We start from the raw sequence: 25120 nt of genomic DNA, 5'->3' as shown, positions 1-25120 counted from the left end.
GTCTTGCCGACGCGCGATTGATGCAGCGCACCCGTGTGCGCAAGAGCGGCGGCGTACACTAGAACGCATTGTTGCCTCCGGAGTTCCGCATGGACGCTGCCGCCTACGACGCGTCGCCGGTGCTGATCGTCGGGGCCGGTCCCACCGGACTTGCCGCAGCGATGAGTCTCGCGCGCGCCCACATCCCCGTGCGCCTGATCGACAAGGCACCGCAGCCGAAGCCTTACTCGCGCGCGATCGGCATTCAGGCACGTACGCTCGAACTGCTCGAGCAGCATCGGCTGGTCGAACCGTTTCTCGAGCTCGGCCATCGCGCGCGCGTGGCGAATCTGTTTTCGAACGGCATGCGGCTTGCGCAGCTCGATTTCGACCCGTTGCACACGCGCTATCCCTATCTGCTGTTTCTCGATCAGTCGGTGACCGAGCGGCTCCTGACCGAGCATCTGGCGACGCTCGGCGTGAAGGTCGAGCGCGGCGTCGAGCTCGTGGCGTTCATGCAAGGCTCCGCGAGCGTTCAGGCGACCTTGCGCCGCGCGGACGGCCGCACGGAAGCCATGCGCCCGTCGTATCTGATCGCGGCCGATGGCGCGCACAGTTCGATTCGCCATCGCCTCGACCTGAACTTCGAGGGCAAGACCTTCGACCAGACCTTTCTGCTCGCCGACCTGCACGCCGAAACCGACTGGCCCGACGACGAGTTCCACATTTTCGCGTCGGGCGACGGTCTCGTCGCGCTGTTTCCGATGGGCCACGGCCGCCATCGTCTGATCGCCGATCATGCGGTCGAGCCGTCGGGCAGCGCCGCACCGCCGGCCCCCGCGGTGCTCGGCGAGCCGCCGCTGGAGCGGGCGCCGGCGCCGTCGCTCGAACAATGCAAGGCGCTGATCGCGCGACGCGTGCGCGAGCGCGTCGACGTGTCGGATCTGGCGTGGTCGGCGTACTTCCACGTGAACAGCCGGATGGTCGATCGGCTGCGCGTGGGCCGCATCTTCCTCGCCGGCGATGCCGCGCACGTACACAGCCCCGCGGCCGCACAGGGCATGAACACCGGCATCCAGGAAGCGCTCAATCTCGGCTGGAAGCTCGCGCGCGTGATCGGCGGCGCGGCGCCGGATCGTCTGCTCGACACGTATCACGCCGAGCGACATCCGATCGAGCGCGAGGTGCTGCGGCAGACCGGTTTCATCACGCAGATGGCCGAGGCCGATCATGGACCGATGAAGCTGCTGCGCGAGCGCGTGATGCCGGTGCTGGCCACGCTCGGTCCGCTGCGCGATGCCGCACGCGCGACGATCAGCGAGCTGTCGATCCAATACCGGCGCAGTCCGCTGACGCTCGAACGCGTGCTCGACGGCGGCCCGCGCGCGGGCGAGCGCGCACCCGATGCGCTCGTGCACGTCGTCGACGGTCCGCTCGGGCGCGCGCCGGGCGTCGGCTGCATTTTCGATCTGCACGATCCGGCGTTCTTCTCGCTGTTTCTGCTGTTGCCGCCGCTGCCCGTCGATGGCACGCCGCTCGATCCCGCCGCGAAACATGCACCGCCGCCGGACCCCGAAGTAGAAAAGCTCGCCGCCGAGGTCGAGCGGCTGCTGCCGAACGCGGTGCGGATCTGGCGCGTCACCGATACGAGCGGCGACGGCGGCCCGGCATTGTCCGAATCGTATGGGCGCACGCGGCCGTCGTTTTATCTGGTGCGGCCCGACGGCTACATCAGCGCGCGCGGACGCACCGGCTCGGCCCTGCACGGTCTCGTACGGCACTGCGAAGCGTGGTTTACGGTTGGGGGAGAGATATCGGAACAGGCGACGTTGTGATTGGCGCCGCCTGTTGCCTGGCATGGGCACGCACGCGGCTGCGGATCGCGCCGCCGTGCCTGGTTGATTGGGGGGAAACGGCCCGAGCCTAAGCCGCCGGCGCCTGGGCCTGCGCCGGCGTCAACTTCTCGCGATACCTGACGATCGCCTCGCGCGTGAAGTCCGATAGCGCGATGTCATACGTGTCCGGCGCTTCGTCGAGCGTCGCGAGCAGCGCGCGCCGCATGCGCGGCTCCCAGAAGCGGCGGATGTGTTCGGCGACGCCGGTCAGCGCTTCCTCGTGGTCGGGCATCGACTCGAAGAAGTCGCCGATCCGGTTCGCCATGTCGATCAGATTCCGATTGTCCATCGCTCGCCTCACTTGCCCGACGTCGTGCTGGCCAGCTCGCGCTGCTTCAGCAGTTCGAGCTGTTCGCTATTGAAGCGCGAATAGTCCTTCTGCCATTGCGACGGCTGCTCGACCGGCATCACCTGCACCGCGGTCACCTTGTATTCGGGGCAGTTGGTCGCCCAGTCGGAGCTGTCGGTCGTGATCACGTTCGCGCCCGATTCGGGGAAGTGGAACGTCGTATAGACGACGCCCGGCTGCATCCGCTCCGTCACCTTCGCGCGCAACACGGTCTGCCCCGCGCGCGATTCGATGCCGACCCAGTCGCCGGTTTTGATGCCGCGTTCCTCGGCATCGTGCGGATGCAGTTCGAGCCGGTCTTCGTCATGCCAGCGCGAGTTCTCGGTGCGGCGCGTCTGCGCGCCGACGTTGTACTGCGACAGAATGCGCCCGGTCGTCAGCAGCAACGGATACTTGCGCGTGACCTTCTCCGGCGATGCGATGAACTTCGTGATCACGAACCTGCCCTTGCCGCGCACGAAGGTGTCGACGTGCATCGTCGGCGTGCCGTCGGGAGCGTCCTCGTTGCATGGCCACTGGATGCTGCCCATTTCGTCGATCTTCTGGTACGACACGCCGTGGAAGGTCGGTGTGAGCCGCGCGATTTCGTCCATGATCTCGGACGGATGCGTGTAGTCCATCTCGTAGCCGAGCGCGCGCGACAGCAACTGCGTGACTTCCCAGTCCGCGTAGCCGCCGAGCGGCGGCATCACCTTGCGCACGCGCGAGATGCGGCGCTCGGCATTGGTGAACGTGCCGTCCTTTTCGAGGAACGACGAGCCGGGCAGCAGCACGTGTGCATACTTGGCGGTCTCGTTCAGGAAGATGTCCTGCACGACGATGCATTCCATCGACGACAGCGCCGCCGCCACATGATGCGTGTTCGGGTCCGACTGCACGATGTCCTCGCCCTGGCAGTACAGACCCTTGAAACTGCCGTGCAGCGCGGCGTCGAACATGTTCGGAATGCGCAGGCCAGGTTCCGGTTGCAGTGTGACGGCCCAGGCGTTTTCGAACTGCGTGCGCACGAGCGGATCGCCGATGTGACGATAGCCGGGCAGCTCGTGCGGGAACGAGCCCATGTCGCACGAACCCTGCACGTTGTTCTGGCCGCGCAGCGGATTCACGCCGACACCTTCGCGGCCGATGTTGCCGGTCGCCATCGCCAGGTTCGCGATGCCGATCACCATCGTCGAGCCTTGCGCGTGTTCGGTAACGCCGAGGCCGTAGTAGATCGCGGCGTTGCCGGCGCTCGCGTAGATGCGCGCGGCTTCGCGTACCTGTTGCGCGGGCACGCCGGTCGCCGCTTCGGTCGCTTCCGGCGAGTTCTCCGGCAGCGCGACGAAATCGCGCCACTGTTCGAACGCGCGGGTTTCGCAGCGCTCGGCGACGAACGCTTCGTCGAGCAGGCCCTCGGTGACGATCACGTGCGCGAGCGCGTTGACGATCGCGACGTTGGTGCCGGGCCGCAATTGCAGATGATGCGACGCCTTCACGTGCGGCGTATCGACGATGTCGATCCGGCGCGGATCGACGACGATCAGCTTCGCACCCTCGCGCACGCGCCGCTTCAGACGCGAGGCGAACACCGGGTGGCCGTCGGTCGGATTCGCGCCGATCACCATGATGACGTCGGCCTTATCGACCGATGCGAACGTCTGGGTGCCCGCCGATTCGCCGATCGTGGTTTTCAGACCGTAGCCGGTCGGCGAATGGCAGACGCGCGCGCAGGTGTCGACGTTGTTGTTGCCGAACGCGGCGCGCACGAGCTTCTGTACGAGGTACGTCTCTTCGTTCGTGCAGCGCGACGACGTGATGCCGCCGATCGAATCGCGCCCATGCTTCGCCTGGATGCGACGGAATTCCGATGCCGCGTACGAGATCGCTTCGTCCCAGCTGACTTCGCGCCACGGGTCGGTGATCGTCGCGCGGATCATCGGCTTCGTGATGCGGTCCTTGTGCGTCGCGTAGCCCCATGCGAAGCGACCCTTTACGCACGCATGGCCTTCGTTGGCCTGGCCGTTCTTGTGCGGCACCATCCGCACGACCTGGTTGCCCTTCATCTCTGCCTTCAACGAGCAACCGACGCCGCAATAGGCACAGGTGGTGACGACCGAGTGCTCGGGCTGGCCGAGCATCACGACGGACTTTTCCTGCAAGGTCGCGGTCGGGCACGCGGCCACGCAGGCGCCGCACGACACGCACTCCGATTCCATGAACGGCTGGTTCTCGCTGGCCGCGACGCGAGATTCGAAGCCGCGTCCGGTGATCGTCAGCGCGAACGTGCCCTGGGTTTCCTCGCACGCGCGCACGCAGCGATTGCAGACGATGCACTTCGCCGGGTCGTACGTGAAGTACGGATTCGATTCGTCCTTTTTGTCCTTCAGATGATTCGCGCCGTCGAAGCCGTAGCGCACTTCGCGCAGGCCGGTCACGCCCGCCATGTCCTGCAGTTCGCAGTCGCCGTTGGCGGGGCAGGTCAGGCAATCGAGCGGATGGTCGGAGATGTACAGTTCCATCACGTTGCGACGCAGCGACTGCAGACGGTCGGTCTGCGTGCGCACCTTCATGCCGGCTTCGACCGGTGTCGTGCACGAAGCCGGATAGCCGCGCCGTCCTTCGATCTCGACCAGACAGAGACGGCATGAGCCGAACGGTTCGAGCGAATCGGTCGCGCACAGCTTCGGCACGTTGACGCCAGCTTCAGCCGCCGCGCGCATCACCGACGTGCCCGCCGGTACGGTCACCGCCTGCCCGTCGATTTCGAGCGTCACGTCGACGTCCGAGTTACGGGCGGGGGTGCCGTAGTCGGTCTCGTCGGAGAAGGCGCTGGCGGCGCGTGCCAGGGCTTGCGACTTGCATGCGCAGTTGCCTGAGCCGCAGCCGCCCCCCAGGGGGACTTCCTTCGGGGCGCCGGCGGGGGAGTTGAACTGGTCGGACATGGTGAACTCCTGGAGTCAGGCCGCGGCCGCTTTGGTGGCGTGGTCGGCAGTGGGATCGGCGGCGAGACCGAAGTCTTCAGGGAAATGATCGAGCGCGGACAGCACCGGATAGGGCGTCATGCCGCCCATCGCGCACAGCGAGCCGGCTACCATCGTGTCGCACAGATCGCGCAGCAATTGCACCTGACGCGTCGACGTGTCGCCGCTGCGAATCCGCGCGATCACCTCGACGCCGCGCGTCGAGCCGATCCGGCACGGCGTGCATTTGCCGCACGATTCGAGTGCGCAGAAGTGCATCGCGTATTGCGCGAGTTCGGCAAGGTTCGACGTGTCGTCATGCACGACCAGACCGCCGTGGCCGATCACCGCGCCGACCGCCGCATAGGCTTCATAGTCCATCGGAATGTCCCACTGGCTTGGCGGCAGATAGGTGCCGAGCGGACCGCCGACCTGCACCGCGCGCGCCGGCCGGCCGCTCGCGGTGCCGCCGCCGAAGTCGTCGAGCAGTTGGCGCAATGTCACGCCGAACGCGAGTTCGACGAGACCGCCTCGCTTGATGTTGCCGGCCAGTTGGAACGGCAGCGTGCCACGCGAGCGGCCCATGCCGAAGTCTTTATAGAACGCGGCGCCGCGCGCGAAGATGATCGGCACGGTGGCGAGCGTGATCGCGTTGTTGATCACGGTGGGCTGGCCATAAAGACCCACGAGTGCGGGCACCGGCGGCTTTGCGCGGACGATGCCGCGCTTGCCTTCGAGCGATTCCAGCATCGCGGTTTCCTCGCCGCACACATACGAGCCCGCGCCTTTCGCCACGAACAGCTCGAAACGCTGCCCGCTCGAGAGCACGCTGTCGCCGAGCCAGCCGGCTGTGCGCGCACGGGCGATGGCAGCTTCAAGCGTCGCGATCGAGTGCGGGTATTCGCTGCGCACATAGATGTAGCCGACGCTCGCGCCGGTCACGACGCCGGCGATGATCATGCCTTCGATGAGCACGTACGGATCGCTTTCCATCACGAGACGATCGGAGAAGGTGCCGGAATCGCCTTCGTCGGCATTGCAGACGACGTACTTCTGCGGGGCCTTCGCGCCGCGCACCGTGCGCCACTTGATGCCGGCCGGGAAGGCCGCGCCGCCGCGGCCGCGCAGACCGGATTCGATCAGCGCTTCGCAGGCGGCATCGCCGTCGGTTTGCAGGGCGTTGCGTAGGCCTTCGAGGCCGCCGTGCGCGACGTAATCGTCGATGGACAGCGGGTCGGTGATGCCGATCCGCGCGAAGGTCAGGCGCTGCTGCTTCTTCAGATACGGAATCTCGTCGACCACGCCGACGCGCCGCGCATGCTCGCCGCCCTCGACGAAGCCCGCGTCGAACAACGCGGCGACGTCTTCCACGTCGACATTCGCATAGCCGATGCGGCCTTCGGGCGTCGCAACTTCGACGAGCGGTTCGAGCCACAGCAACCCGCGCGAACCGTTGCGGATCAGTTCGATCGCAATGCCGCGGCGCGCGGCTTCGCTGGCAATGGCTTCGGCCAGCGCATCGGCGCCGAGCGCGAGCGCCGACGAATCTCGCGGAACATAGATGCGCGTCATGCCGGCACCTCCACGCATTTGCGGGCAGCGGCGAACAGCGCGTCGAATTTTTGCGGCGACACGCGCGCGTGCAGCGTGCCGTTGAGCATCATCGCCGGCGACAGCGCGCATTGGCCGAGGCAGTACACCGATTCGAGCTCCACCGTTGCGCCGTCATGGTGACCGGCGTCGAAGCGGCAACCGGTGTGCGCCTCGATGTGCTGGGCAAGCGCCTCGGTGCCCATGCTGCGGCACGCTTCGGCGCGGCACAGCTGCACCGTGACGGGCGCGGCCGGTGAGGTGCGAAAGTGATGGTAGTAAGTGATGACGCCGTGCACTTCCGCTCGCGACAGGTTCAGCGCGCGGGCGAGCGGTCCGACCGCCGCGGGTGGCACAAAGCCGAGTTCGTCCTGGATCGCGTGCAGGATCGTGATGAGTGTGCGGCCCGGCTGCGCGTGACGTTGCACGAGCTGATCCGGCGCCGTGGCGAGAGAATCGTCCAAAGGGGGCTCCTCCAAAGCGATATATGCACTTGTTATTCATAATGCATGCACGTATGCTTCGCTTATTCGATATGGTATAGCCGAAAGATAGGCGCGCCGACCGGCGCGCGCAATAGGAAACAGTCAAACATATATGGTCAGGATCGAATGTCAGGTCGATCTGGTGGTCAAGGGCGCGGACGGCCGCGAGGCCAGCCTGTCTGACGTGGTGCCGCTGCTCGCGCTCGTCGATGTATCTGGCAGCATTGCGCAGGCCGCGGCGCTTAAGGGTTTGTCCTATCGGCACGCATGGGGCTTGCTGCGCAGCATCGAGGAGCGGCTTGGTGGTCCTCTGATCGCGAAAGAGCGTGGGCGCGGCTCGGCGTTGTCCGAGCTCGGTCACGCGGTGCTGCGCGGGCAGCGGCTCTGCGGCGAGCGGCTCGACGGCAATTTGCAGGCCCTCGCGAGCGAAGTGGCGAGCGATCTGAACCGCTGGCTTGCGCCTCCCGCCGATGACGTGCGCATCCACGCGTCGCACGGTTACGCGGTGGCCGCGCTCGTTACGGCGCTGGTCGCCAACGATCTGCCGGTCGAGATCAAGTACCGCGACAGCGCCGAGGCGGTCAGTGCGCTCGCGCGCGGCGAGTGCGATCTGGCGGGCTTTCATCTGCCGCTCGGCGAGTTCCGCGCGGTGTGCGCCGATACCTACCGGCGCTGGCTCGATCCGCAACGCCATGTGCTCGTGCATCTGACCCGACGCAAGCAGGGCCTGTTCATCGGCAAGGGCAATCCGAAGCGGATCGGCGGGCTTGGCGATCTGGCGCGCGACGACATCCGTTTCGTCAACCGCCAGCCCGGCTCGGGTACGCGGATGCTGCTCGATCTCGCGCTGCGACAGGTCGGTGTGGACCCGGACCGCGTCAACGGCTATGCGTCGACCGAGCTGACGCACTCGGCGATCGCGGCGTTCGTCGCGAGCGGCATGGCGGACATAGGCTTCGGCGTCGAACCGGCCGCGCATCATTTCGGGCTCGACTTCATTCCGATCGTCGACGAGGACTATTACTTCGCGTGCGATCGCGCGCACCTCTCTCGCGCGCCGCTCGCGACGGTGATCAACCTGTTGCGCGGCAGCGCGTTTCACCAACGCGTCGAGCAACTCGCCGGCTACGATCCGTGCGACTGCGGCAGGCTCGTCGATCTGGACGAGGGGCTCGGCGGGGCGCTCGCGTAACGGCGGAGTAAGAGCCTGTAACCAGAAAAGCGGTGGCGCTCGGCGTGCGCGGCTGCGCAGCGCGCCGGTTTCGGCTACTCTCTTGGCTTCGTATCCGCCTTTACCGCGCGCCAAGCTGCGCTGAATCGACATGAAAGCTCTTCTCCATGCATGTGCCGCCGCTGCCGCGGCTGGTGTGCTCTGTGCCACCGTCTCCGTCGCTTACGCGCAAAATTCGCCTGGCGTGCCGGGTGGCATCCTGACCGACGAATTCCGCATTAACGAGCATCCGCAGATGCCATTCGCCGCGTCCGCCCCGTCGGACAAGTATCAGCACGGCCAACGTTCGCAGGCGCGCAAGCGCGGCGACATCGGCGATCCGAATGGCTGCAATCTGCAGTGCCCGAAAGACGAATAAGAATTGGCTCGGGCTTCGCTCGAGCTTCGAGGTTTGACGCAACGCCGGCCCTTGGGTCGGCGTTGTGCTTTGTGGCGGGGGCGATGGCGCCCCAGTTGCCGGCCGGAGTGGCTTCTTATGGCCTGGCGATGTGCCAGATTTCCTTGAAGCCGTCCCCCTTTGCATCGCCCGCCTGCTTGTCGGCCGCGTAGTGATACAGCGGATGACCCTTGTACGTCCATTGTTGCTTACCGTCTGCGCTCGGGATCGGCGTCCGGTCGCCCGACGGCTTGTCGGTCGGCGCCGCCGTGGCCGCCGGCCAGTTGCTCATGCAGCCGCCGGTGCAGGCGCTGACGCCGGGCGTGGTGTCCTTGTCGAACGTGTAGAGCGTCATGCCGTCAGCGGTGACGAAGCGGCCGTCGGACAGTTTGGGCGGATCGGCGAAGGCGCCGGCGTGTAGCACGGCGAGTGCGAGCGGGGCCAGCAGAGCGATGGTCTTGCGCATGACGCAGGCTCCTGTTTTGGCGACGTGGTTGACGAGTGACGACTCGTTTCGAGCTACGAGTATAGGCAGCGGCCGCGGATTTACCGGGGCGTGTTGTGCGTCCCCGCTGAGTGAAGGGGAGACGTGTGGCCGGCCCGTAAAGCGTCGCGGACGGTGCCGAAAATAAAAAACCCCGGCAGCGTTACGCTACCGGGGTTTTTCGGGGCTGTTCATCGCGAACGTTCCAGGTATTTGGTGGCCGGTGGGTCTGCGGATTGACGACGTGCGCCAGGCAGCGGCCGATCGGCACGCCGCAGATGAGCAGCGCCCGGACCGCAGCGCGGCCCTCAGAGGTTGGCTCGAATCTCGGTCGTGCCATGATGCACTCCGCAAAAGGTGTTCCGGCGGGTCGTATTTCCAGTGAAACCCGACCCCCATGGAAGGTTGGAAAAACCTCGTCTGCGCTCACAGGGGGCCGTCAAGATTGGGGGGTTTTTACGTACGTTAAGCTGCGGAGCGCGATTCGATCGGCGCTCCAGCCTGGCTCGGTAGTGTAGTTGCGAATGCCTGCTAGCGGCCCCGATCCGGCCACTGCATACAGCGCCACTTCAATGGCAGCTTCCAAGGGTGCAACGGTCACCCGAGCCTTCGTGTCAGCCGACGTGCTGCCATGCGGCGGGCGATATGCCGGCGTTCAATGTCCGTCACGAAGCGATACGCGGCACCACTGATAGACGAGCACCCCCTTGCCGATCCCTGCCGGATACGGAACACAAGAGGCGGGATCCAGCGCGAAACCGTTGCGCTCAAACATCGGAATCGCCGACTCACGATCCGCGCGGTTCTCCGCGGCAGTATCCCTCATGTCGTCGGCACGCAGGCCCAGTTTGCACTGTCTGGTACCGCTCGCAACAGGCACCACCGAGGCGTGCAGATGTAGTCGCGTGATCGTCCAGCGCATGGCATCGCAACCCCGTTGAGTGCGCGTCAGCCCGGCGCCATCCACGAGTCCGTTCATGGCCGTGATGTTGTCGATCCGCCAGTTGTATTCGCCGTCGATAATCGCAAAGGCTGGTCCGCTACGTTCCCGGACGATTTCCCGCAGGCGGTCGTCGAACGCCGGCGTCCGGGGAAAACTGCTCTCCAGCTGCATGAATGCGACCTTTTCAGGAAACAGCGTCGCCAGCCATGGCCATGCCCGGTATCGGGTCGTTGCAATAATGACGCTCGTGCGTTCCGGCTGAGCAATGGCCGGAACCTCTGCATGATAGAGCGGGTCGGCCCACCCTTCGTGACCCCATGTGCGGGCGCCGCCGGTCACCACGACCGCAGTCGCGATCACAATCAGCGAGCCAGCGGCACGCCGCGCTGGACGGTACGGCAACAACTGATGCAGCAACATCCAGATGACAAACGGCGCAAGCACCTCGACCGCGACGATATAGCGGTAGATGCTGAACATCTTCATCCACATGACATAGCCGATTGCCACGAACAGCACGACGAAGCGCGCGCGCGGATCGAGCGCCCCGGTCTTGCGGCGCATCGTCATCCGGATAGCGCTGGTCGCGAGCCACAGCCAGAAGAGAACATAGGCGATCGGCCAGATGATCTGACGGATCGGCGTCTCGCCGACGCGCTGCGAATTCGCCGTAAAGATGAACGGCCAGAACGCGGTGTCGAACCAGCCGTGCGGCCGCCATCGTGCATCCCCAACTGCGTCGGTCCGGGCAAGCGGATTCGGAAAGTACATGCCGAACTGTGGATACAACGGATTACCGAATGTCTTCCACATGTGGAACAGCCAGTAGCCACCTGTCGTGGCAAGGCCCAGCAGCACGCCGATGCCGAACAACACGCTCAGGCGCAACCTGACAACGGCGCGGTCGGGATAACTCAGCAGCGCTGCGCACAGCGCGACCGCGTAGACGGAATTGGTCAGCTTCAGACCGGCGCCGAGGCCCATGACAAAGCCACTGGCGATGGTAACGATCACTGCGCGGCCTGCCCAAAGGCCCAGCCGTTCCCAACCGGAAAGAAGCATGAGCAGACTCGCCAGAGTGAACAACGCGGTCGTGTCGTCACCCATCGAATTCCCAAGCCCGGACAGAAAGTTTCCGGTCAGGCAACCGGCCAGCGCGAGAAGCAGCGGAACGCGATAACGATCACCTTCAGGCAGCACCGGGAGCGCCTTTTGCACGATGGCCAGAATGAAAACGAAACTCAGACCATGCAGCGCGCCCATCGCGAAACCGACCACCCGCGACGGCAGATGCGTGTTAGCCAGGTAGAAGAGCAGATCGAGCAGCGGGTTGAAGTAGGACTGGATACCCGGCGGCGCGAGATCGGTCTGCAGCTTGCCGTGCAGCCACGCGAACGGGTTGTACATGTGGTAGTTGTACAGGTCGAAGTTCGAGTCGGCCCCGAGCCAGAGCGAGTACAGACCGAAGCATAGCGGCACGAGTATGCGAGCCATGGCCAGCGCGCGCGGCGTGTTCAGGTTGATCCCGCGCGCTCGCGAATGCGGCGACGTCGAAGGAGAAACAGGTTCAGTGCTCGACATGATTATCGTTGTGATCGGTGACGAAACACCCACCATCTCGCGGACGCGAAATTCACGACCAGGCCCGCTAGCGAACCCAGCGCGACGCCGCAAAAAGGCAGGAAAATACTGCGGGGCAGTGTCAGCACCGCCGCGCTGTAAACCGCGTAGTTGACGCCTCCGCCGGCGGACATGGCGGCGAGATACCGCCACCATTCATGCCACGCTGAGCCCGCGCGGCGGTCAGGAAACGTGAAACGCCGGTTGACCTGCCAGGTAACCCAGACGGCCATCAGGAACGACACCGCGCGCCCCGCGAAGTACCCTAGCCCCAGCCGCAGCGCGATCCACAATACGCCGGCGTCGACGACAAAGCCGGCCACGCCGGCGACAGCGAAACGCAAGACCTGGGCGCGCACGTCAGCGTTGCTCCGCTGAAGGGCGCGGCGCAGCCAGTGACAGGTAAGCGAAGCGTTTCATTTCGGCACGTCCACGCGTCACGGTGTCCAGCACGATCCCGCATGTGAGCAGGATTGCACCAAACAACATAATCGCAGCGCATAACAACGCCGTAGGCAGCCGCGGCACAAGCCCGGTGCGCAGGTAATCATCGAACACCGGGATGGCCAGCAACAGGGACAGGAGCGTGCAGGCAAAAAAACCGGCTGAAAAAAACAGCAATGGCCTCTCCGCCTTGAAGAGCCTCACGATCATCAGCAGGATCCGCAGGCCATCGGCCCCACGTATTCAGCTTGCTTGCCGAGCCTTCCGGCCGGGCGCCGTATGCGGTGGCCAGCTCGGCCACGGGCATACGCAACTCCAGCGCATGCACGGTAAGCTCCGTTTCGGTTTCAAAGCCCGCCGCATGGGCAGGGAACGACTTCACGAAGCGGCGCGAAAACGCCCGGTAGCCGGACAGCATGTCAGTGAACGTCCGGCCAAACAGCGTTGCCACGCATCGCGTGAGCATCCGGTTGCCGAACCGGTGGCCGCGCCGGTATGCCTCACGCTCGTCTGAAACGCGCGTGCCGACAACCATGTCCAGCCCGCCGGCGAGGAGCGTCTGTACAAGTTGCGGCGCCGCCTTTGCGTCGTACGTGCCGTCGCCGTCGACCAGCACGTAGACGTCCGCCTCAATGTCGGCGAACATGCGGCGGATCACGTTGCCTTTGCCCTGGTCAGATACCGTGCGAACGAGCGCGCCAGCTTCGCGGGCAACAGCAGCGGTGCCGTCGGACGAGTTGTTGTCGAACACGTATATCGCTGATTCCGGCAACGCCCGCTGGAAATCGCGCACGACGGCAGTGATCGTCGCAGCCTCGTTATGGCAGGGCACCAGCACTGCAATGCGTTGATCGGCAGACGCCTGCCCGACTGAGCGCAAAACCCCTTCCGATTGTTTCGACGGTGCGCTGGATGACCGGCCCATGTTTTTCCCTGTTCATTGTTGGCGCGATTATAGGGCAGTCGCATGGGCCTGCAGCTCCTGCACAACGAAGGCAGCGCCAGTCCGGTTGTAAACGTACGGCGTGCCCGCAAACAGAGCGAGCGCTGTCGCCCATTTGCGCCCGCGTAGGTCGCCGGATTCGTGGGCGCGCGGCGACGGCGGGCCTCGGCCAGGGTTATCGTTGGATACTTGCCCAGCGCGAGCCGTTTCTTGCGGCCCTCAAACCGGTGCTTCATGCGCCAGAGGCGGCTACCGGTCGGCGACACCTCGATGTACAGGCCGCCGCCGTCGAACAGACGGTACGGTTTGACGCGGGGCGTCGTGTTGCGAATGACGATATCGGTCAGGGGCATGATGCGAGGGGCACGGGCGGCTGGCGCAGTGGCGGTGCTCCGTAAAATGCCCCTCGATGCTACTGGGTGTCAATGGGGGGCGTTGGAGGTTGCTGGCAAGAAAAAACCCGCCAAGCCTAGGCTCTAGCGGGTTTTTTGGCGGCGTTGGGCACCGCTGGAACAAATAATGGTGGAGGCGGCGGGAATCGAACCCGCGTCCAGAAGTCCTCTACGACCAGTTCTACATGTTTAGTTCTGTCTTTTGATTTAACCGCAGCGACGCGGACGAACACGCTGCGCTACGGCGATTCACTAAATTTTCGACCCGGACGTCGTGACGCCGCCAAGGCTTAACTGACGTATATGACCTCTGTCGGTATTGCTACCGGTCTTGCGACACTAGCCCGTCAGTGAACTAGGCAGAGGACGGCGGCCCTTAGGCTGCCAGTGCGAACGTATCGTCGTTTGCAGTTACGTTTTTCCCATTGATTAACGAGGTGACGGGTCCTCGACATGCCCTAGCCGCTTCGCAACCCCTGTCGAAACCAGGTCGCCCCCGCGGTTCGTTGCTCACATATGTGAGCCAAAGGAGATTTTACAATAGATCGAGGGCCGCGTCGTGCGTCTTTGGTGGCTGCTGAATGGTGCAACATGGTTAACAAGAGTGCGGGACGGGCCCTTCAGGCGATCAGCCTGACTTTGTCAGCCGATGTCGCGCAGCAGGGTTTGCAACTCGGCCGTCGATTCTACGACGTGTTGCGCGTGCCACCGTGTCGGCGGAATGTCGTTGCCGCAATAGCCGTACGCCGCGGCGACGGTCTTCATGCCGGCGGCAAAACCGGCCTGCACGTCGCGCAGATCGTCGCCGATATAGACAACGCGCTCCGGCGCGATGTCCAGCTCACGCGCCGCGTGCAGCAACGGCGCGGGGTGCGGCTTCGAATGCGGGGTCGTGTCGCCGCTCACCACGCAGCCGGCGCGCTCCTCTAGCCCGAGTTGCGCGACGAGCGGCTCGGTAAGCCGCGCGACCTTATTCGTGACAATGCCCCAGCGCACGTCGCGCGCGTCGAGTTCGTCGAGCACTTCCGCGATACCCGGAAAGAGCGTCGTCTCGATGCACAGATCTGCTTCGTAGTTCGCGAGAAACTCCTCGCGCATCGATGCGAATTCGTGATGATCGGGCCCGATGCCGAACGCCCCGCAGATCAGTCCGCGCGCTCCGGCTGAAGCCAGCGGGCGCAGCTTCTCGAGCGGCACCATCTCGAGCCCCCGGTCGTGGCGCATCTTGTTGACGGCGGCCGCGAGGTCGGGCGCCGTGTCGGCAAGCGTGCCGTCGAGGTCGAAAAGCACGGCGAGGCAAAAGCCGAGCGTGTCGTCGTTGTCTTCGCGTTGCGGCAGGGGAGTCGGGTCGCTCATTGTTCGTTTCGGATACGGCGGATCGGGGCGGTTCGGGTAATTCAGGCGTCGCGGCGACAGGCGAGCATATAGTTGACGCTCGTGTCGGACGACAGCGCGAAATGTTTGCTGAGCGGGTTGTACACGATGCCCTTGATGTCCGCCGTGCGCAACTGGGCGGCGCGCACGAAGCCGGCGAGCTCCGACGGGCGGATGAAGCGCGCGTAGTCGTGCGTGCCCATCGGCAGCATTCGCGCGATGTATTCGGCGCCGATCACCGCGAACAGATACGACTTGACATTGCGGTTCAGCGTGGAGAAAAACACCCAGCCGCCCGGCTTCACGAGATTCTTGCAGGCCTCGACGATCGCGTCCGGCCTGGGCACGTGCTCGAGCATTTCCATGCAGGTGACCACGTCATAGGTGCCCGGTTCGCGTGCGGCCAGCGCCTCAGCCGCGATTTCTTCGTAATCGACGGTTACACCGCTTTCGAGACCGTGAAGATCGGCGACACCGAGTGCCTGCGTCGACAGATCGATGCCCTTCACATGAGCGCCCAAACCTGCCATCGATTCCGACAGGATGCCGCCGCCGCAGCCGATATCGAGCACCTTTTTGCCGGCGAGATGGGCGTGGGCGTCGATCCAGCTTAGACGAATCGGATTCAGTTCGTGCAGCGGCTTGAATTCCGCGTTCGGGTCCCACCAACGATGCGCGAGGTCGCTGAATTTCTGTAGTTCGTGGGGATCGGCGTTGGTCATGAAGGCTGCCTCGATGAAAGCGGTGAGCGGACGCTCGAGGATAAACCGTCAGTATATAGGGCGAGAGAAAGAGCGGCAAAAGCGCGTCGGGCAGCGGGCGCTGATGCAAGCTGCGAGCCGCTGGTGGCGGAACGGGACGCTCCTGCGTCGCGCATCACGTCAGGTCGCGGCACCCGCACATAAAAAAAGCCCCGCCGAAGCGGGGCTTTCGATACTGCGGTAATTTTCCAGCTTACTGCTTCGGCGTACCGACAACTTCGACTTCCACGCGGCGGTCCGGTGCGAGGCAGGCGATGAGTTGCTTGCGGTTCTTCTGGTTGCAACCGGTGGTAACCGGGTTGCGCGGACCCTTGCCTTCCGTGTAGATACGGTTGGCTTCGACGCCCTTGCTGACCAGGAAGGCCTTCACAGCTTGAGCACGACGCAGCGACAGACGGTCGTTGTAGGCGACGGAACCGATACGGTCGGTGTGGCCCGTAGCAACGACGACTTCGAGGTTGATGCCCTGGATCTTCGATGCCAGTTCGCTCAGACGTTCCTTGCCGGCCGGCTTCAGGATTGCCTTGTCGAAGTCGAACAGCGCATCAGCTTGATACGTAATCTTTTCGCTGGAGATAGCCGGAGCCGGAGCGACCGGTGCCGGCGGGGTCGGAGCCTGAGCAACCAGAGCGCCGTCGCACTTGGCGTTAGCCGTTGCGGGCGTCCAGAATGCATCGCGCCAGCAAAGCTCGTTCGTGCCGTTCATCCACACGTATTCGCCAGTACCATTCACCCAGTTGTCGTTGGTAGCTTGTCGCGATGCCGGCACCGACTGCGCCATGGCGGATGCAGCCATAACTGCGGTAGCTGCAATGAACGCGAGCTTTGAAAGTTTATTCATATTTCTCCTCTCGAAATTGAGATTACCGCAGGTTTACTGCGAGCCTGTTGACGAAGACCAGTCATACATTGCTCGAAGTATAACATTGGTGAGGAACAAAAACCGTCTGTGTAGACTTCGAGCAGCGTCTCGACTCTTTGTGCGTTGGCATTTTGCCATATCGTTCCCTTCCGACGAAAAAAAAATCCGTCCCCGATCAAATCCCCCTCCAATTGTGGTGCATGCGCAACAGGTGTTTTCGTCTGAGCGGTCCGCCGGCTCTGGCTGAGCGGCGAATCGGTCCCCTGCAGGAATCGAGCCTGAGGAGACCGAAATTGTGCGATCGGCGAAGTGTTGGCGGGTGCCCCTCTATATGTATACGTACCTTCGTCGGGCGTGGATTCGTGGCATGTTAGAATCGTGTGATGCGTTGCGCCTGCAATGCTTACGCGAAGAAGCGGCGAAACCCCGCCTTCGCACGTAAAAGATACGGATAATGGATCAATTCGCCAAAGAGACTCTGCCAATCTCCCTTGAGGAGGAAATGCGCCGTTCGTATCTCGATTACGCGATGAGCGTGATCGTAGGGCGAGCGCTTCCCGATGTCCGCGATGGCCTGAAGCCGGTGCACCGGCGCGTGCTGTACGCGATGCACGAGCTGAACAACGACTGGAACCGCGCCTACAAGAAGTCGGCGCGTATCGTCGGCGACGTCATCGGTAAATACCATCCGCACGGCGACACCGCTGTCTACGACACGATCGTACGGATGGCGCAGGACTTCTCGCTGCGCTACATGCTCGTCGACGGCCAGGGGAACTTCGGTTCCGTCGACGGCGACAACGCCGCGGCGATGCGTTACACCGAAATCCGCATGGCGAAGATCGGCCACGAACTGCTGGCCGACATCGACAAGGAAACGGTCGACTTCGTGCCGAACTACGACGGCAGCGAGAACGAGCCGGCCATCCTGCCCGCGCGCATCCCTAATCTGCTGATCAATGGCTCGTCCGGCATCGCGGTCGGCATGGCGACCAATATCCCGCCGCACAACCTCAATGAAGTCGTCGACGCGTGTCAGCATCTGCTGAAAAATCCGGAAGCGACGATCGACGAGCTGATCGAGATCATCCCCGCGCCCGACTTCCCGACCGCCGGCATCATCTACGGCGTGGCCGGCGTGCGCGACGGCTATCGCACCGGTCGCGGCCGCGTCGTGATGCGCGCGCTGACGCACTTCGAGGAAATCGACCGTGGCCAGCGCATGGCGATCATTGTCGACGAACTGCCATATCAGGTGAACAAGCGCTCGCTGCTCGAGCGCATCGCCGAGCTCGTCAACGAGAAGAAGCTCGAAGGCATTTCCGACATCCGCGACGAATCCGACAAGAGCGGCATGCGTGTCGTGATCGAGCTGAAGCGCGGCGAAGTGCCCGAGGTCGTGCTGAACAATCTGTACAAGGCGACCCAGCTTCAGGACACGTTCGGTATGAACATGGTCGCGCTCGTCGACGGCCAGCCGAAGCTCCTGAATCTGAAGGAAATGCTGAGGTGCTTCCTGTCGCATCGCCGGGAAGTGCTGACGCGGCGCACCGTCTATGAACTGCGCAAGGCGCGCGAACGTGGTCACGTGCTCGAAGGTCTCGCGGTTGCGCTCGCGAACATCGACGAATTCATCGCGCTCATCAAGGCCGCGCCGACACCGCCTATCGCCAAGCAGGAGCTGATGTCGCGCGCGTGGGATTCGTCGCTCGTGCGCGAAATGCTGTCGCGCGCCGAGTCGGAAAACGCGTCGGCGGGCGGTCGCGAAGCTTATCGTCCGGAGGGACTGAACCCGTCGTTCGGCATGCAGACCGACGGCCTCTACCGTCTGTCCGATACGCAGGCGCAGGAAATCCTGCAGATGCGCCTGCAGCGACTGACCGGTCTCGAGCAAGACAAGATCATCGGCGAGTACCGTGACGTGATGGCGCAGATCGCTGACCTGCTGGACATTCTGGCTCGCCCGGAACGCATTTCGGCGATCATCGTCGACGAACTCACGTCCATCAAGGCCGAATTCGGCGATGCGCGTCGCTCGAAGATCGAGTTGAACGCGACCGAGCTGAACACCGAAGACCTGATCACGCCGCAGGAAATGGTTGTGACGATGTCGCACGCGGGCTACGTGAAATCGCAACCGTTGTCCGAATATCGAGCCCAGAAGCGCGGTGGTCGTGGCAAGCAGGCCACTTCCATGAAGGAAGACGACTGGATCGACACGCTGTTCATTGCCAATACGCACGACCACATCCTGTGCTTCTCGAACCGCGGCCGTGTGTACTGGGTCAAGGTCTACGAAGTGCCGCAGGGTTCGCGCAATTCGCGCGGCCGGCCGATTGTCAATATGTTCCCGCTGCAAGAAGGCGAAAAGATCACGGTCGTGCTGCCGGTCAAGGAGTTCTCGGCCGACAAGTTCGTGTTCATGGCGACCGCGTTGGGAACGGTAAAAAAGACGCCGCTGGAAGCATTTAGCCGGCCGCTGCGCAAGGGTATTATTGCGGTCGGTCTCGATGAGGGCGATTACCTGATCGGCGCCGCGATCACCGACGGCCAGCACGACGTGATGCTGTTCTCGGATTCGGGCAAGGCAGTGCGCTTCGACGAAAACGACGTGCGTCCGATGGGCCGCGAGGCGCGCGGCGTGCGCGGCATGCAACTCGAGGACGGCCAGAACGTGATCGCGTTGCTGGTGGCCGGCGACGAGCAGCAGTCGGTGCTCACTGCAACCGAGAATGGCTACGGCAAGCGCACCCCAATCACCGAGTACACGCGTCACGGCCGCGGCACGAAGGGCATGATCGCAATCCAGACGTCGGAGCGTAACGGCAAGGTCGTTGCCGCGACGCTAGTGGACCCGGAAGCGCAGATCATGCTGATTACCACGACGGGCGTGCTGATTCGCACGCGCGTGTCGGAAATTCGCGAAATGGGACGCGCAACGCAAGGTGTTACACTCATCAGCCTTGACGAAGGGACCAAGCTGTCCGGTCTGCAACAGGTAGCTGAGGCCGAGGGCGAGTCGGAAAGCGATTCCGACGGCTCCGCTGAAGGTGATAACGGCGGTGAGGGCGGCGGCGCGTCTTGATCCGTGCCAGCGGCTTTCAGTCTCAGTTAATACGTTGAAGCTACGCTGCGGGTCACCGCGTATCGGGCCGGTACGCCTTCCCGTGTGGCGTGCAGTTCAAGTTAATTTCTCTTAGGGAGTAATGATGCAAAAACGATTCAAACAACTGATGTTGCTGGCTGCCATCGTGCCGACCTTCGCCATGGCTCAAGCGCTGCAGAACCAGGCGCCTGCGGCTCCGGCTGCCGCAGCAGCACCGGTTGATCCGGCCAAGCAAGCTGCCATCAAGGAGCTGCTCGACGCCATCGATGCGCAGAAGCTGGTTGGCGCAATCGGCAACAGCGCGCAGATGCAGGCCAAGCAGCTCGTTCCGGCAATCCTGTCGGACGCGCTGACCGAGAACAAGACGATGACGGACAAGCAGAAGCAGGCCGCCGTGCCGACGCTGCAAAAGAACGCGGTGCCGAAGCTGGTGGACAGCGCGGGCCAGGTGTTCGCGACCGACTCTTTCCGTCAGGACGCGATGCAATCTCAGTACGACGCGTACGCGAAGTACTACAGCACGTCGGAAATCAAGGATCTGACCACGTTCTACAAGAGCCCGACCGGTCGCAAGTTCATCCAGGTGCAAGACCAGGTTGGCCGCGACGTCGTGAACGGTCTGATGCAGAAGTACATGCCGGAATCGATCAAGGCAACGCGTGACCAGGCCGACAAGGAAGTCGCATCGGTCAAGCCGGCTGCCAAGTAAATTCCGCTCGCAGGCTGCGCTGATCAGCCGGCCTGTCGTCGCGCCCGCTGGGCCACCCGGCGTGGCGGGTTGGCGGCGACAATGCGATAATGGTCGTTTGCGCACTGGCGCAGACGGCCATTTTCTTTTTCGGCGAGCCATTTCGCAGTTCTTTTCGCCGATTCCCGCGCGACTTCGTTATTTCGCGCCCGCTTCCAGGACCTCACATGCGCGTCTTTAATTTCTCCGCCGGCCCGGCGGCCATGCCTGAAGAAGTGCTGCGCCAGGCAGCCGACGAGATGCTGAATTGGCAAGGCAGTGGTATGAGCGTGATGGAAATGAGCCATCGCGGCAAGGAATTCATGTTGATCCACGAGGAAGCGCTGACCGATCTGCGCGAGTTGCTGCAGGTGCCGGCAAGCCACCGCATCCTGTTTCTGCAGGGCGGCGGACTCGGCGAAAACGCGATCGTGCCGATGAACCTGCTCGGCTCGAAACCGCGCGCGGATTTCGTCATCACCGGCTCGTGGTCGGAGAAATCGTTCAAGGAAGCGCAGAAATACGGCAGCGTGCATCTCGCCGCGACCGGCAAGACAGCCGAGGGCTTCACCCGCGCGCCGGCGCGCTCGGAATGGCAGCTGTCGGACGATCCGGCTTACGTGCACCTGTGCACCAACGAGACCATTCACGGCGTCGAAACCTTCGAGATTCCCGACCTAGGCGATATTCCGCTCGTCGCGGACGCATCGTCGCATATCCTGTCGCGCCCGATGGACATCGCCAAATACGGCGTGCTATTCGGCGGTGCGCAGAAGAACATCGGCATGGCCGGCGTGACGGTCGTGATCGTGCGTGAGGACATGCTCGATCGCGCGATGCCGATCTGCCCGTCGGCGTTCGAATGGAAGACCGTCGCCGAGAACAATTCGATGTACAACACTCCGCCCACCTACGCGATCTATATCGCCGGGCTCGTGTTCAAGTGGTTGAAGAAGCAGGGCGGCCTCCTGGCGATGGAGGCACGCAACCTCGAAAAATCGAAGCTGCTGTACGACACGATCGACTCGAGCAGCTTCTATCTGAACAAGGTCGAGCGTGGCTCGCGCTCCCGGATGAACGTACCGTTCTTTCTCGTCGACGAGTCGCGCAACGAAGATTTCCTGTCCGGCGCGAAAACGCGGGGATTGGTGCAGCTAAAGGGCCACAAGTCCGTCGGCGGCATGCGGGCGTCGATTTATAACGCCGTCCCGCTCGAAGGCGTCAAAGCGCTTGTCGAATACATGAAGGAATTCGAACAGCGCAGTGCCTGAGTCACACTGACCGGCAGGCGTGCGCATCTTTTCCAGCAGTTACCCGGCAAAGCCGTTTTACGCATGGACGACGAACTCAATACACGACTCAAACCTCTGCGCGATCGCATCGACGCGCTCGACGCGCAGCTGATCGCGCTCCTGAACCAGCGCGCGTCGGTCGCGCTCGAAGTGGGGGAGGTCAAGAAGCATTTCAACGCACCGGTGTTCCGACCCGAGCGCGAGATGCAGGTGATCGCGCGCCTGCAGGAGATGAGCGCGGGGCCGCTTGCGGACGAACACATCAGCGCGATCTGGCGCGAGATCATGGCCGCAAGCCGCGCGCTCGAAAAGACCATCAAGGCCGCGTACCTCGGGCCCGTCGGCACCTATAGCGAACAGGCGATGCATGAGTACTTCGGTCAGTCGATCGAAGGGCTGCCGTGCCCGTCGATCGATGAAGTGTTCCGCTCGGTCGAGGCGGGCGCCGCCGACTACGGCGTCCTGCCGGTCGAGAATTCGACCGAAGGCGCGGTGTCGCGCACGCTGGATCTGCTGCTGCAAACGCAGCTGACCATCGGCGGCGAACTCGCATTGCCGATTCATCACAACCTGCTCACGCAAAACGGGCTCGCCGGCGTCACGCGCGTGTGCGCGCACGCCCAGGCGCTCGCGCAGTGCCAGCGCTGGCTGTCGACCAACGCGCCGCATCTCGAGCGCCAGGCGGTGTCGAGCAACGCGGAAGCTGCACGGATGGCAGCCGAAGATCCGACGGTTGCGGCCATCGCCGGCGACCGCGCCGCGATCCACTACGGCCTGCAGGTCACCAACGCGCTGATCCAGGACGATCCGCACAACCGCACACGCTTCGTGATGATCGGCAAGCAGCCGACCGGTCCGAGCGGCTACGACCAGACCTCGCTGATTGTGTCGGTCGTGAACGAACCGGGTGCGATGGTCAAGCTGCTCGAGCCGCTGGCGCGCCACGGCGTGTCGATGACGCGTTTCGAATCGCGCCCGGCGCGCGTCGGCACTTGGGAGTACTACTTCTATATCGACGTCGAAGGCCATCGCGACGACCCGGCCGTGGCCGCCGCGCTCGCCGGGCTCGGCGAGAAGGCCGCGTTCCTGAAGATACTCGGCTCGTATCCGCGCGCCCGGTAAGGGCTGGCAGCGCAGTCCGGGCGGCGCCAAGTGCGCTGCCCGAACGCATATTTCACTATCCATCGTCGTTCGGAGATTTTCATGACAGCGTCTTTCGGCCCTTCCTATGTGCGTGCGATCGCGCCGTACATCGCCGGCAAGCCGATTTCGGAAGTGGCCCGCGAGTTTGGTCTCGACGAGGCGAGCATCGTGAAGCTGGCATCGAACGAGAATCCGCTCGGCATGCCGGAATCCGCGCAGCGCGCGATGGCGCAGGCGATCGCCGACCTCGGCCGCTATCCGGACTCGAACGGTTTCGAACTGAAGGCGGCACTCGCCGCGCGCTACGGCGTGCCGGCCGAGTGGATCACGCTCGGCAACGGCAGCAATGACATCCTCGAACTCGCCGCGCACGCGTTCGTCGAGAAGGGCCAGGCGGTAGTGTTCTCGGAGTATTCGTTCGCGGTCTATGCGCTCGCAACGCAAGGCGTCGGCGCGCGCGCGATCGTCGTGCCGGCCGTGCACTATGGTCACGACCTCGACGCGATGCTTGCCGCGATCGACGACGACACGCGTCTCGTGTTCGTCGCCAATCCCAACAATCCGACCGGTACGTTCGTCGACGGTCCGACGCTCAAGGCGTTTCTCAGCAAAGTGCCGCGCCATGTGGTCGTCGTGCTCGACGAGGCATACACCGAGTATCTGTCGGCGGACAAGCGCTATGACTCGATCGACTGGGTGCGCCGCTATCCGAACCTGCTGGTGTCGCGCACTTTCTCGAAGGCGTTCGGCCTGGCGGGCCTGCGTATCGGCTTCGCGATCGCGCAGCCCGGATTGACCGATCTGCTGAATCGACTGCGTCAGCCGTTTAACGTCAATACGCTCGCGCAGGCCGCGGCGATTGCGGCACTGAACGATAGCGCGTTTCTGGAAAAGAGCGCGGCGCTGAACGCGCAGGGCTATAAGCTTCTGACCGAGGCGTTCGACAGGCTCGGTCTCGAATACGTGCCGTCCGAAGGTAACTTCGTGCTCGTGCGCGTCGGCGGTGACGACGAAGCCGGCGCCCGGGTGAATGTCGCGCTGCTGAAACAGGCTGTGATCGTGCGACCGGTCGGCAACTACGGTTTGCCGCAGTGGCTACGCATCACGATCGGCCTGCCGGAGGAAAACGGAGCGTTCCTCGCGGCGCTCGAAAAGACGCTTGCCGAGCCTGCCGCTGCGTAAGCATTGCTCCTTGATCCCGCGCGTCGGCCGGCAGGAGCGGCGCGCTTATTGTCCGTATTGTGTGAGCGAAGTGGCCGCGTTTTCTTTTAACAAGCTGGTGATTTTCGGTGTCGGCCTGATCGGCGGATCGCTCGCGCGCGCGTTGCGTGAACGCGGCGAGGCCGGCGGGGCACGCACGGTGGTTGGGGTGGGACGGACGTCCGCGTCGAGCGAGCGCGCGTTGGCGCTCGGGGTGATCGACGGCGCTGCGGCGCTCACCGACGACGCCGCGCTGCGCGACGCGCTAGCGGGCGCGGACTTCGTGCTGCTCGCGGCGCCGGTCGCGCAGACACAGCCGCTGCTCGAACGCATCGCGCTGCATCTCGACGCCAACACGATCGTCACCGATGCGGGCAGCACCAAGTCCGACGTGGTCGCCGCCGCGCGCGCGGCGCTCGGTGCACGGATCGGTCAGTTCGTGCCGGGCCATCCGATCGCCGGCCGCGAGTCGAGCGGCGTCGACGCCGCGTTGCCCGATCTGTACGTGAACCGCAACGTCGTGCTGTGCCCGCTGCCGGAGAACGCGCCGGAAGCGGTCGAGCGCGTCGCGGCGATGTGGCGCGCCACCGGCGCCTTGGTGCGGGACATGACGCCGCAGCAGCACGACCGCGTGTTCGCGTCGGTCAGTCATCTACCGCACGTGCTGTCGTTCGCGCTCGTCGAACAGATCCTCAGTTCGTCCGACGCCGCTTTGAAGTTCTCGTTCGCGGCGGGCGGATTCCGCGACTTCACGCGCATCGCCGCGTCGAGTCCGGAGATGTGGCGCGACGTCTGCGTTGCCAATCGCGCGGCGCTGCTCGACGAACTCGACGCGTATACCGCGGTGCTCGCGCGCCTGCGCACGGCGATCGAGGCCGGCGACGGCGCCGCGCTCGAAGCGGTGTTCGCGCGCTCGCGCGTCGCGCGCAGTCAGTGGCAGGAGCAGCGCGCGGCTGGCGTGGCCGCCAGCGACGCGTCCAAATAA

Annotated in this window: 19 protein-coding genes, 1 other RNA gene and 2 pseudogenes; 9 read left to right on the top strand and 13 right to left on the bottom strand. The window is 64.0% G+C overall.

Features of this window, described 5'->3' with window-relative positions; translation table 11 throughout:
• Window positions 1-89 precede the first annotated feature (89 nt).
• Window positions 90-1814, top strand: coding sequence for an FAD-dependent monooxygenase (locus tag OKW28_RS30810; protein WP_429451182.1), 1725 nt, complete (start codon window positions 90-92; stop codon window positions 1812-1814).
• A gap of 88 nt (window positions 1815-1902) precedes the next feature.
• On the opposite strand, the gene OKW28_RS30805 is transcribed toward OKW28_RS30810, so the two are convergent.
• From OKW28_RS30805 to OKW28_RS30790, 4 genes are read right to left on the bottom strand one after another with little or no spacing between them, the layout of a single operon-like run.
• Window positions 1903-2163 carry a formate dehydrogenase subunit delta gene (locus OKW28_RS30805; protein WP_018421400.1) on the bottom strand — a complete coding sequence of 87 codons (261 nt, stop codon included), beginning with the start codon at window positions 2161-2163 and terminating at the stop codon, window positions 1903-1905.
• 8 nt (window positions 2164-2171) lie between these two features.
• Entirely contained in the window at window positions 2172-5144 is a 2973-nt protein-coding gene (gene fdhF, locus OKW28_RS30800) for a formate dehydrogenase subunit alpha (protein ID WP_429451180.1), read from the bottom strand.
• A gap of 15 nt (window positions 5145-5159) precedes the next feature.
• On the bottom strand, window positions 5160-6734 hold the full coding sequence (locus OKW28_RS30795; protein ID WP_429451179.1) for a formate dehydrogenase beta subunit: 1575 nt from the start codon (window positions 6732-6734) through the stop codon (window positions 5160-5162).
• Window positions 6731-7216 carry an NAD(P)H-dependent oxidoreductase subunit E gene (locus OKW28_RS30790; protein WP_184011028.1) on the bottom strand — a complete coding sequence of 162 codons (486 nt, stop codon included), beginning with the start codon at window positions 7214-7216 and terminating at the stop codon, window positions 6731-6733. Before OKW28_RS30790 ends, OKW28_RS30795 begins: the two co-directional genes overlap by 4 nt.
• Before the next feature lie 133 nt (window positions 7217-7349).
• On the opposite strand from OKW28_RS30790, the gene OKW28_RS30785 reads away from it, so the two are divergent.
• Window positions 7350-8429 carry a substrate-binding domain-containing protein gene (locus tag OKW28_RS30785; protein ID WP_429451177.1) on the top strand — a complete coding sequence of 360 codons (1080 nt, stop codon included), beginning with the start codon at window positions 7350-7352 and terminating at the stop codon, window positions 8427-8429.
• 130 nt (window positions 8430-8559) lie between these two features.
• Window positions 8560-8826: a hypothetical protein gene (locus OKW28_RS30780; protein ID WP_429451175.1), complete on the top strand. Its 267-nt coding sequence runs from the start codon at window positions 8560-8562 to the stop codon at window positions 8824-8826.
• Window positions 8827-8941: 115 nt separating this feature from the next.
• Here OKW28_RS30780 and OKW28_RS30775 read toward each other — a convergent pair whose 3' ends face one another.
• The 9 genes and pseudogenes from OKW28_RS30775 to ompA form a co-directional block, all read right to left on the bottom strand.
• Window positions 8942-9310, bottom strand: coding sequence for a COG4315 family predicted lipoprotein (locus tag OKW28_RS30775; protein ID WP_429451173.1), 369 nt, complete (start codon window positions 9308-9310; stop codon window positions 8942-8944).
• Window positions 9311-9983: 673 nt separating this feature from the next.
• Entirely contained in the window at window positions 9984-11765 is a 1782-nt protein-coding gene (locus OKW28_RS30770; RefSeq protein ID WP_429454510.1) for a hypothetical protein, read from the bottom strand.
• 89 nt (window positions 11766-11854) lie between these two features.
• The gene (locus tag OKW28_RS30765; protein ID WP_429454508.1) at window positions 11855-12214 is read right to left on the bottom strand and encodes a GtrA family protein; all 360 of its coding nucleotides are present in this window, start codon (window positions 12212-12214) and stop codon (window positions 11855-11857) included.
• 37 nt (window positions 12215-12251) lie between these two features.
• A pseudogene (locus OKW28_RS30760) lies at window positions 12252-13260 on the bottom strand (glycosyltransferase).
• Window positions 13261-13484: 224 nt separating this feature from the next.
• A pseudogene (locus tag OKW28_RS30755) lies at window positions 13485-13631 on the bottom strand (Arm DNA-binding domain-containing protein); the annotation flags it as partial.
• 167 nt (window positions 13632-13798) lie between these two features.
• Window positions 13799-14168: a transfer-messenger RNA gene (ssrA, locus tag OKW28_RS30750) on the bottom strand.
• A 144-nt stretch (window positions 14169-14312) separates the two neighbouring features.
• Entirely contained in the window at window positions 14313-15026 is a 714-nt protein-coding gene (locus tag OKW28_RS30745; protein WP_429451171.1) for an HAD family hydrolase, read from the bottom strand.
• A 41-nt stretch (window positions 15027-15067) separates the two neighbouring features.
• Window positions 15068-15766: a bifunctional 2-polyprenyl-6-hydroxyphenol methylase/3-demethylubiquinol 3-O-methyltransferase UbiG gene (ubiG, locus tag OKW28_RS30740; protein ID WP_429451170.1), complete on the bottom strand. Its 699-nt coding sequence runs from the start codon at window positions 15764-15766 to the stop codon at window positions 15068-15070.
• Window positions 15767-15998: 232 nt separating this feature from the next.
• Window positions 15999-16646 carry an outer membrane protein OmpA gene (ompA, locus tag OKW28_RS30735; RefSeq protein ID WP_026225971.1) on the bottom strand — a complete coding sequence of 216 codons (648 nt, stop codon included), beginning with the start codon at window positions 16644-16646 and terminating at the stop codon, window positions 15999-16001.
• Window positions 16647-17121: 475 nt separating this feature from the next.
• On the opposite strand from ompA, the gene gyrA reads away from it, so the two are divergent.
• The 6 genes from gyrA (at window position 17122) to OKW28_RS30705 (ending at window position 25120) form a co-directional block, all read left to right on the top strand.
• Entirely contained in the window at window positions 17122-19752 is a 2631-nt protein-coding gene (gyrA, locus tag OKW28_RS30730) for a DNA gyrase subunit A (protein WP_429451167.1), read from the top strand.
• A 124-nt stretch (window positions 19753-19876) separates the two neighbouring features.
• Entirely contained in the window at window positions 19877-20482 is a 606-nt protein-coding gene (locus OKW28_RS30725; protein WP_184027684.1) for a DUF2059 domain-containing protein, read from the top strand.
• 206 nt (window positions 20483-20688) lie between these two features.
• Window positions 20689-21771, top strand: coding sequence for a 3-phosphoserine/phosphohydroxythreonine transaminase (gene serC, locus OKW28_RS30720; RefSeq protein WP_429451165.1), 1083 nt, complete (start codon window positions 20689-20691; stop codon window positions 21769-21771).
• A 63-nt stretch (window positions 21772-21834) separates the two neighbouring features.
• On the top strand, window positions 21835-22914 hold the full coding sequence (gene pheA / locus OKW28_RS30715; protein WP_429451163.1) for a prephenate dehydratase: 1080 nt from the start codon (window positions 21835-21837) through the stop codon (window positions 22912-22914).
• 81 nt (window positions 22915-22995) lie between these two features.
• On the top strand, window positions 22996-24117 hold the full coding sequence (hisC, locus tag OKW28_RS30710) for a histidinol-phosphate transaminase (RefSeq protein ID WP_429451161.1): 1122 nt from the start codon (window positions 22996-22998) through the stop codon (window positions 24115-24117).
• A 61-nt stretch (window positions 24118-24178) separates the two neighbouring features.
• A complete protein-coding gene (locus OKW28_RS30705; RefSeq protein ID WP_429454506.1) occupies window positions 24179-25120 on the top strand; it encodes a prephenate dehydrogenase in 942 nt (313 codons plus the stop codon).

It is taken from the genome of Paraburkholderia sp. 40, assembly GCF_050434105.1.
Taxonomy (GTDB): domain Bacteria; phylum Pseudomonadota; class Gammaproteobacteria; order Burkholderiales; family Burkholderiaceae; genus Paraburkholderia; species Paraburkholderia tuberum.
The sequence above is the reverse complement of the archived record's forward strand: the minus strand, read 5'-3'. Positions and strand labels throughout refer to the sequence as shown.

What these genes read in the sequence shown, in the direction of transcription:
- OKW28_RS30810 (WP_429451182.1), top strand. Translation starts at nt 90, where the DNA reads ATGGACGCTGCCGCCTACGACGCGTCGCCGGTGCTGATCGTCGGGGCC.
- OKW28_RS30805 (WP_018421400.1), bottom strand. Translation starts at nt 2,163, where the DNA reads ATGGACAATCGGAATCTGATCGACATGGCGAACCGGATCGGCGACTTC.
- fdhF (WP_429451180.1), bottom strand. Translation starts at nt 5,144, where the DNA reads ATGTCCGACCAGTTCAACTCCCCCGCCGGCGCCCCGAAGGAAGTCCCC.
- OKW28_RS30795 (WP_429451179.1), bottom strand. Translation starts at nt 6,734, where the DNA reads ATGACGCGCATCTATGTTCCGCGAGATTCGTCGGCGCTCGCGCTCGGC.
- OKW28_RS30785 (WP_429451177.1), top strand. Translation starts at nt 7,350, where the DNA reads ATGGTCAGGATCGAATGTCAGGTCGATCTGGTGGTCAAGGGCGCGGAC.
- OKW28_RS30780 (WP_429451175.1), top strand. Translation starts at nt 8,560, where the DNA reads ATGAAAGCTCTTCTCCATGCATGTGCCGCCGCTGCCGCGGCTGGTGTG.
- OKW28_RS30775 (WP_429451173.1), bottom strand. Translation starts at nt 9,310, where the DNA reads ATGCGCAAGACCATCGCTCTGCTGGCCCCGCTCGCACTCGCCGTGCTA.
- OKW28_RS30770 (WP_429454510.1), bottom strand. Translation starts at nt 11,765, where the DNA reads ATGGCTCGCATACTCGTGCCGCTATGCTTCGGTCTGTACTCGCTCTGG.
- OKW28_RS30745 (WP_429451171.1), bottom strand. Translation starts at nt 15,026, where the DNA reads ATGAGCGACCCGACTCCCCTGCCGCAACGCGAAGACAACGACGACACG.
- ubiG (WP_429451170.1), bottom strand. Translation starts at nt 15,766, where the DNA reads ATGACCAACGCCGATCCCCACGAACTACAGAAATTCAGCGACCTCGCG.
- ompA (WP_026225971.1), bottom strand. Translation starts at nt 16,646, where the DNA reads ATGAATAAACTTTCAAAGCTCGCGTTCATTGCAGCTACCGCAGTTATG.
- gyrA (WP_429451167.1), top strand. Translation starts at nt 17,122, where the DNA reads ATGGATCAATTCGCCAAAGAGACTCTGCCAATCTCCCTTGAGGAGGAA.
- OKW28_RS30725 (WP_184027684.1), top strand. Translation starts at nt 19,877, where the DNA reads ATGCAAAAACGATTCAAACAACTGATGTTGCTGGCTGCCATCGTGCCG.
- serC (WP_429451165.1), top strand. Translation starts at nt 20,689, where the DNA reads ATGCGCGTCTTTAATTTCTCCGCCGGCCCGGCGGCCATGCCTGAAGAA.
- pheA (WP_429451163.1), top strand. Translation starts at nt 21,835, where the DNA reads ATGGACGACGAACTCAATACACGACTCAAACCTCTGCGCGATCGCATC.
- hisC (WP_429451161.1), top strand. Translation starts at nt 22,996, where the DNA reads ATGACAGCGTCTTTCGGCCCTTCCTATGTGCGTGCGATCGCGCCGTAC.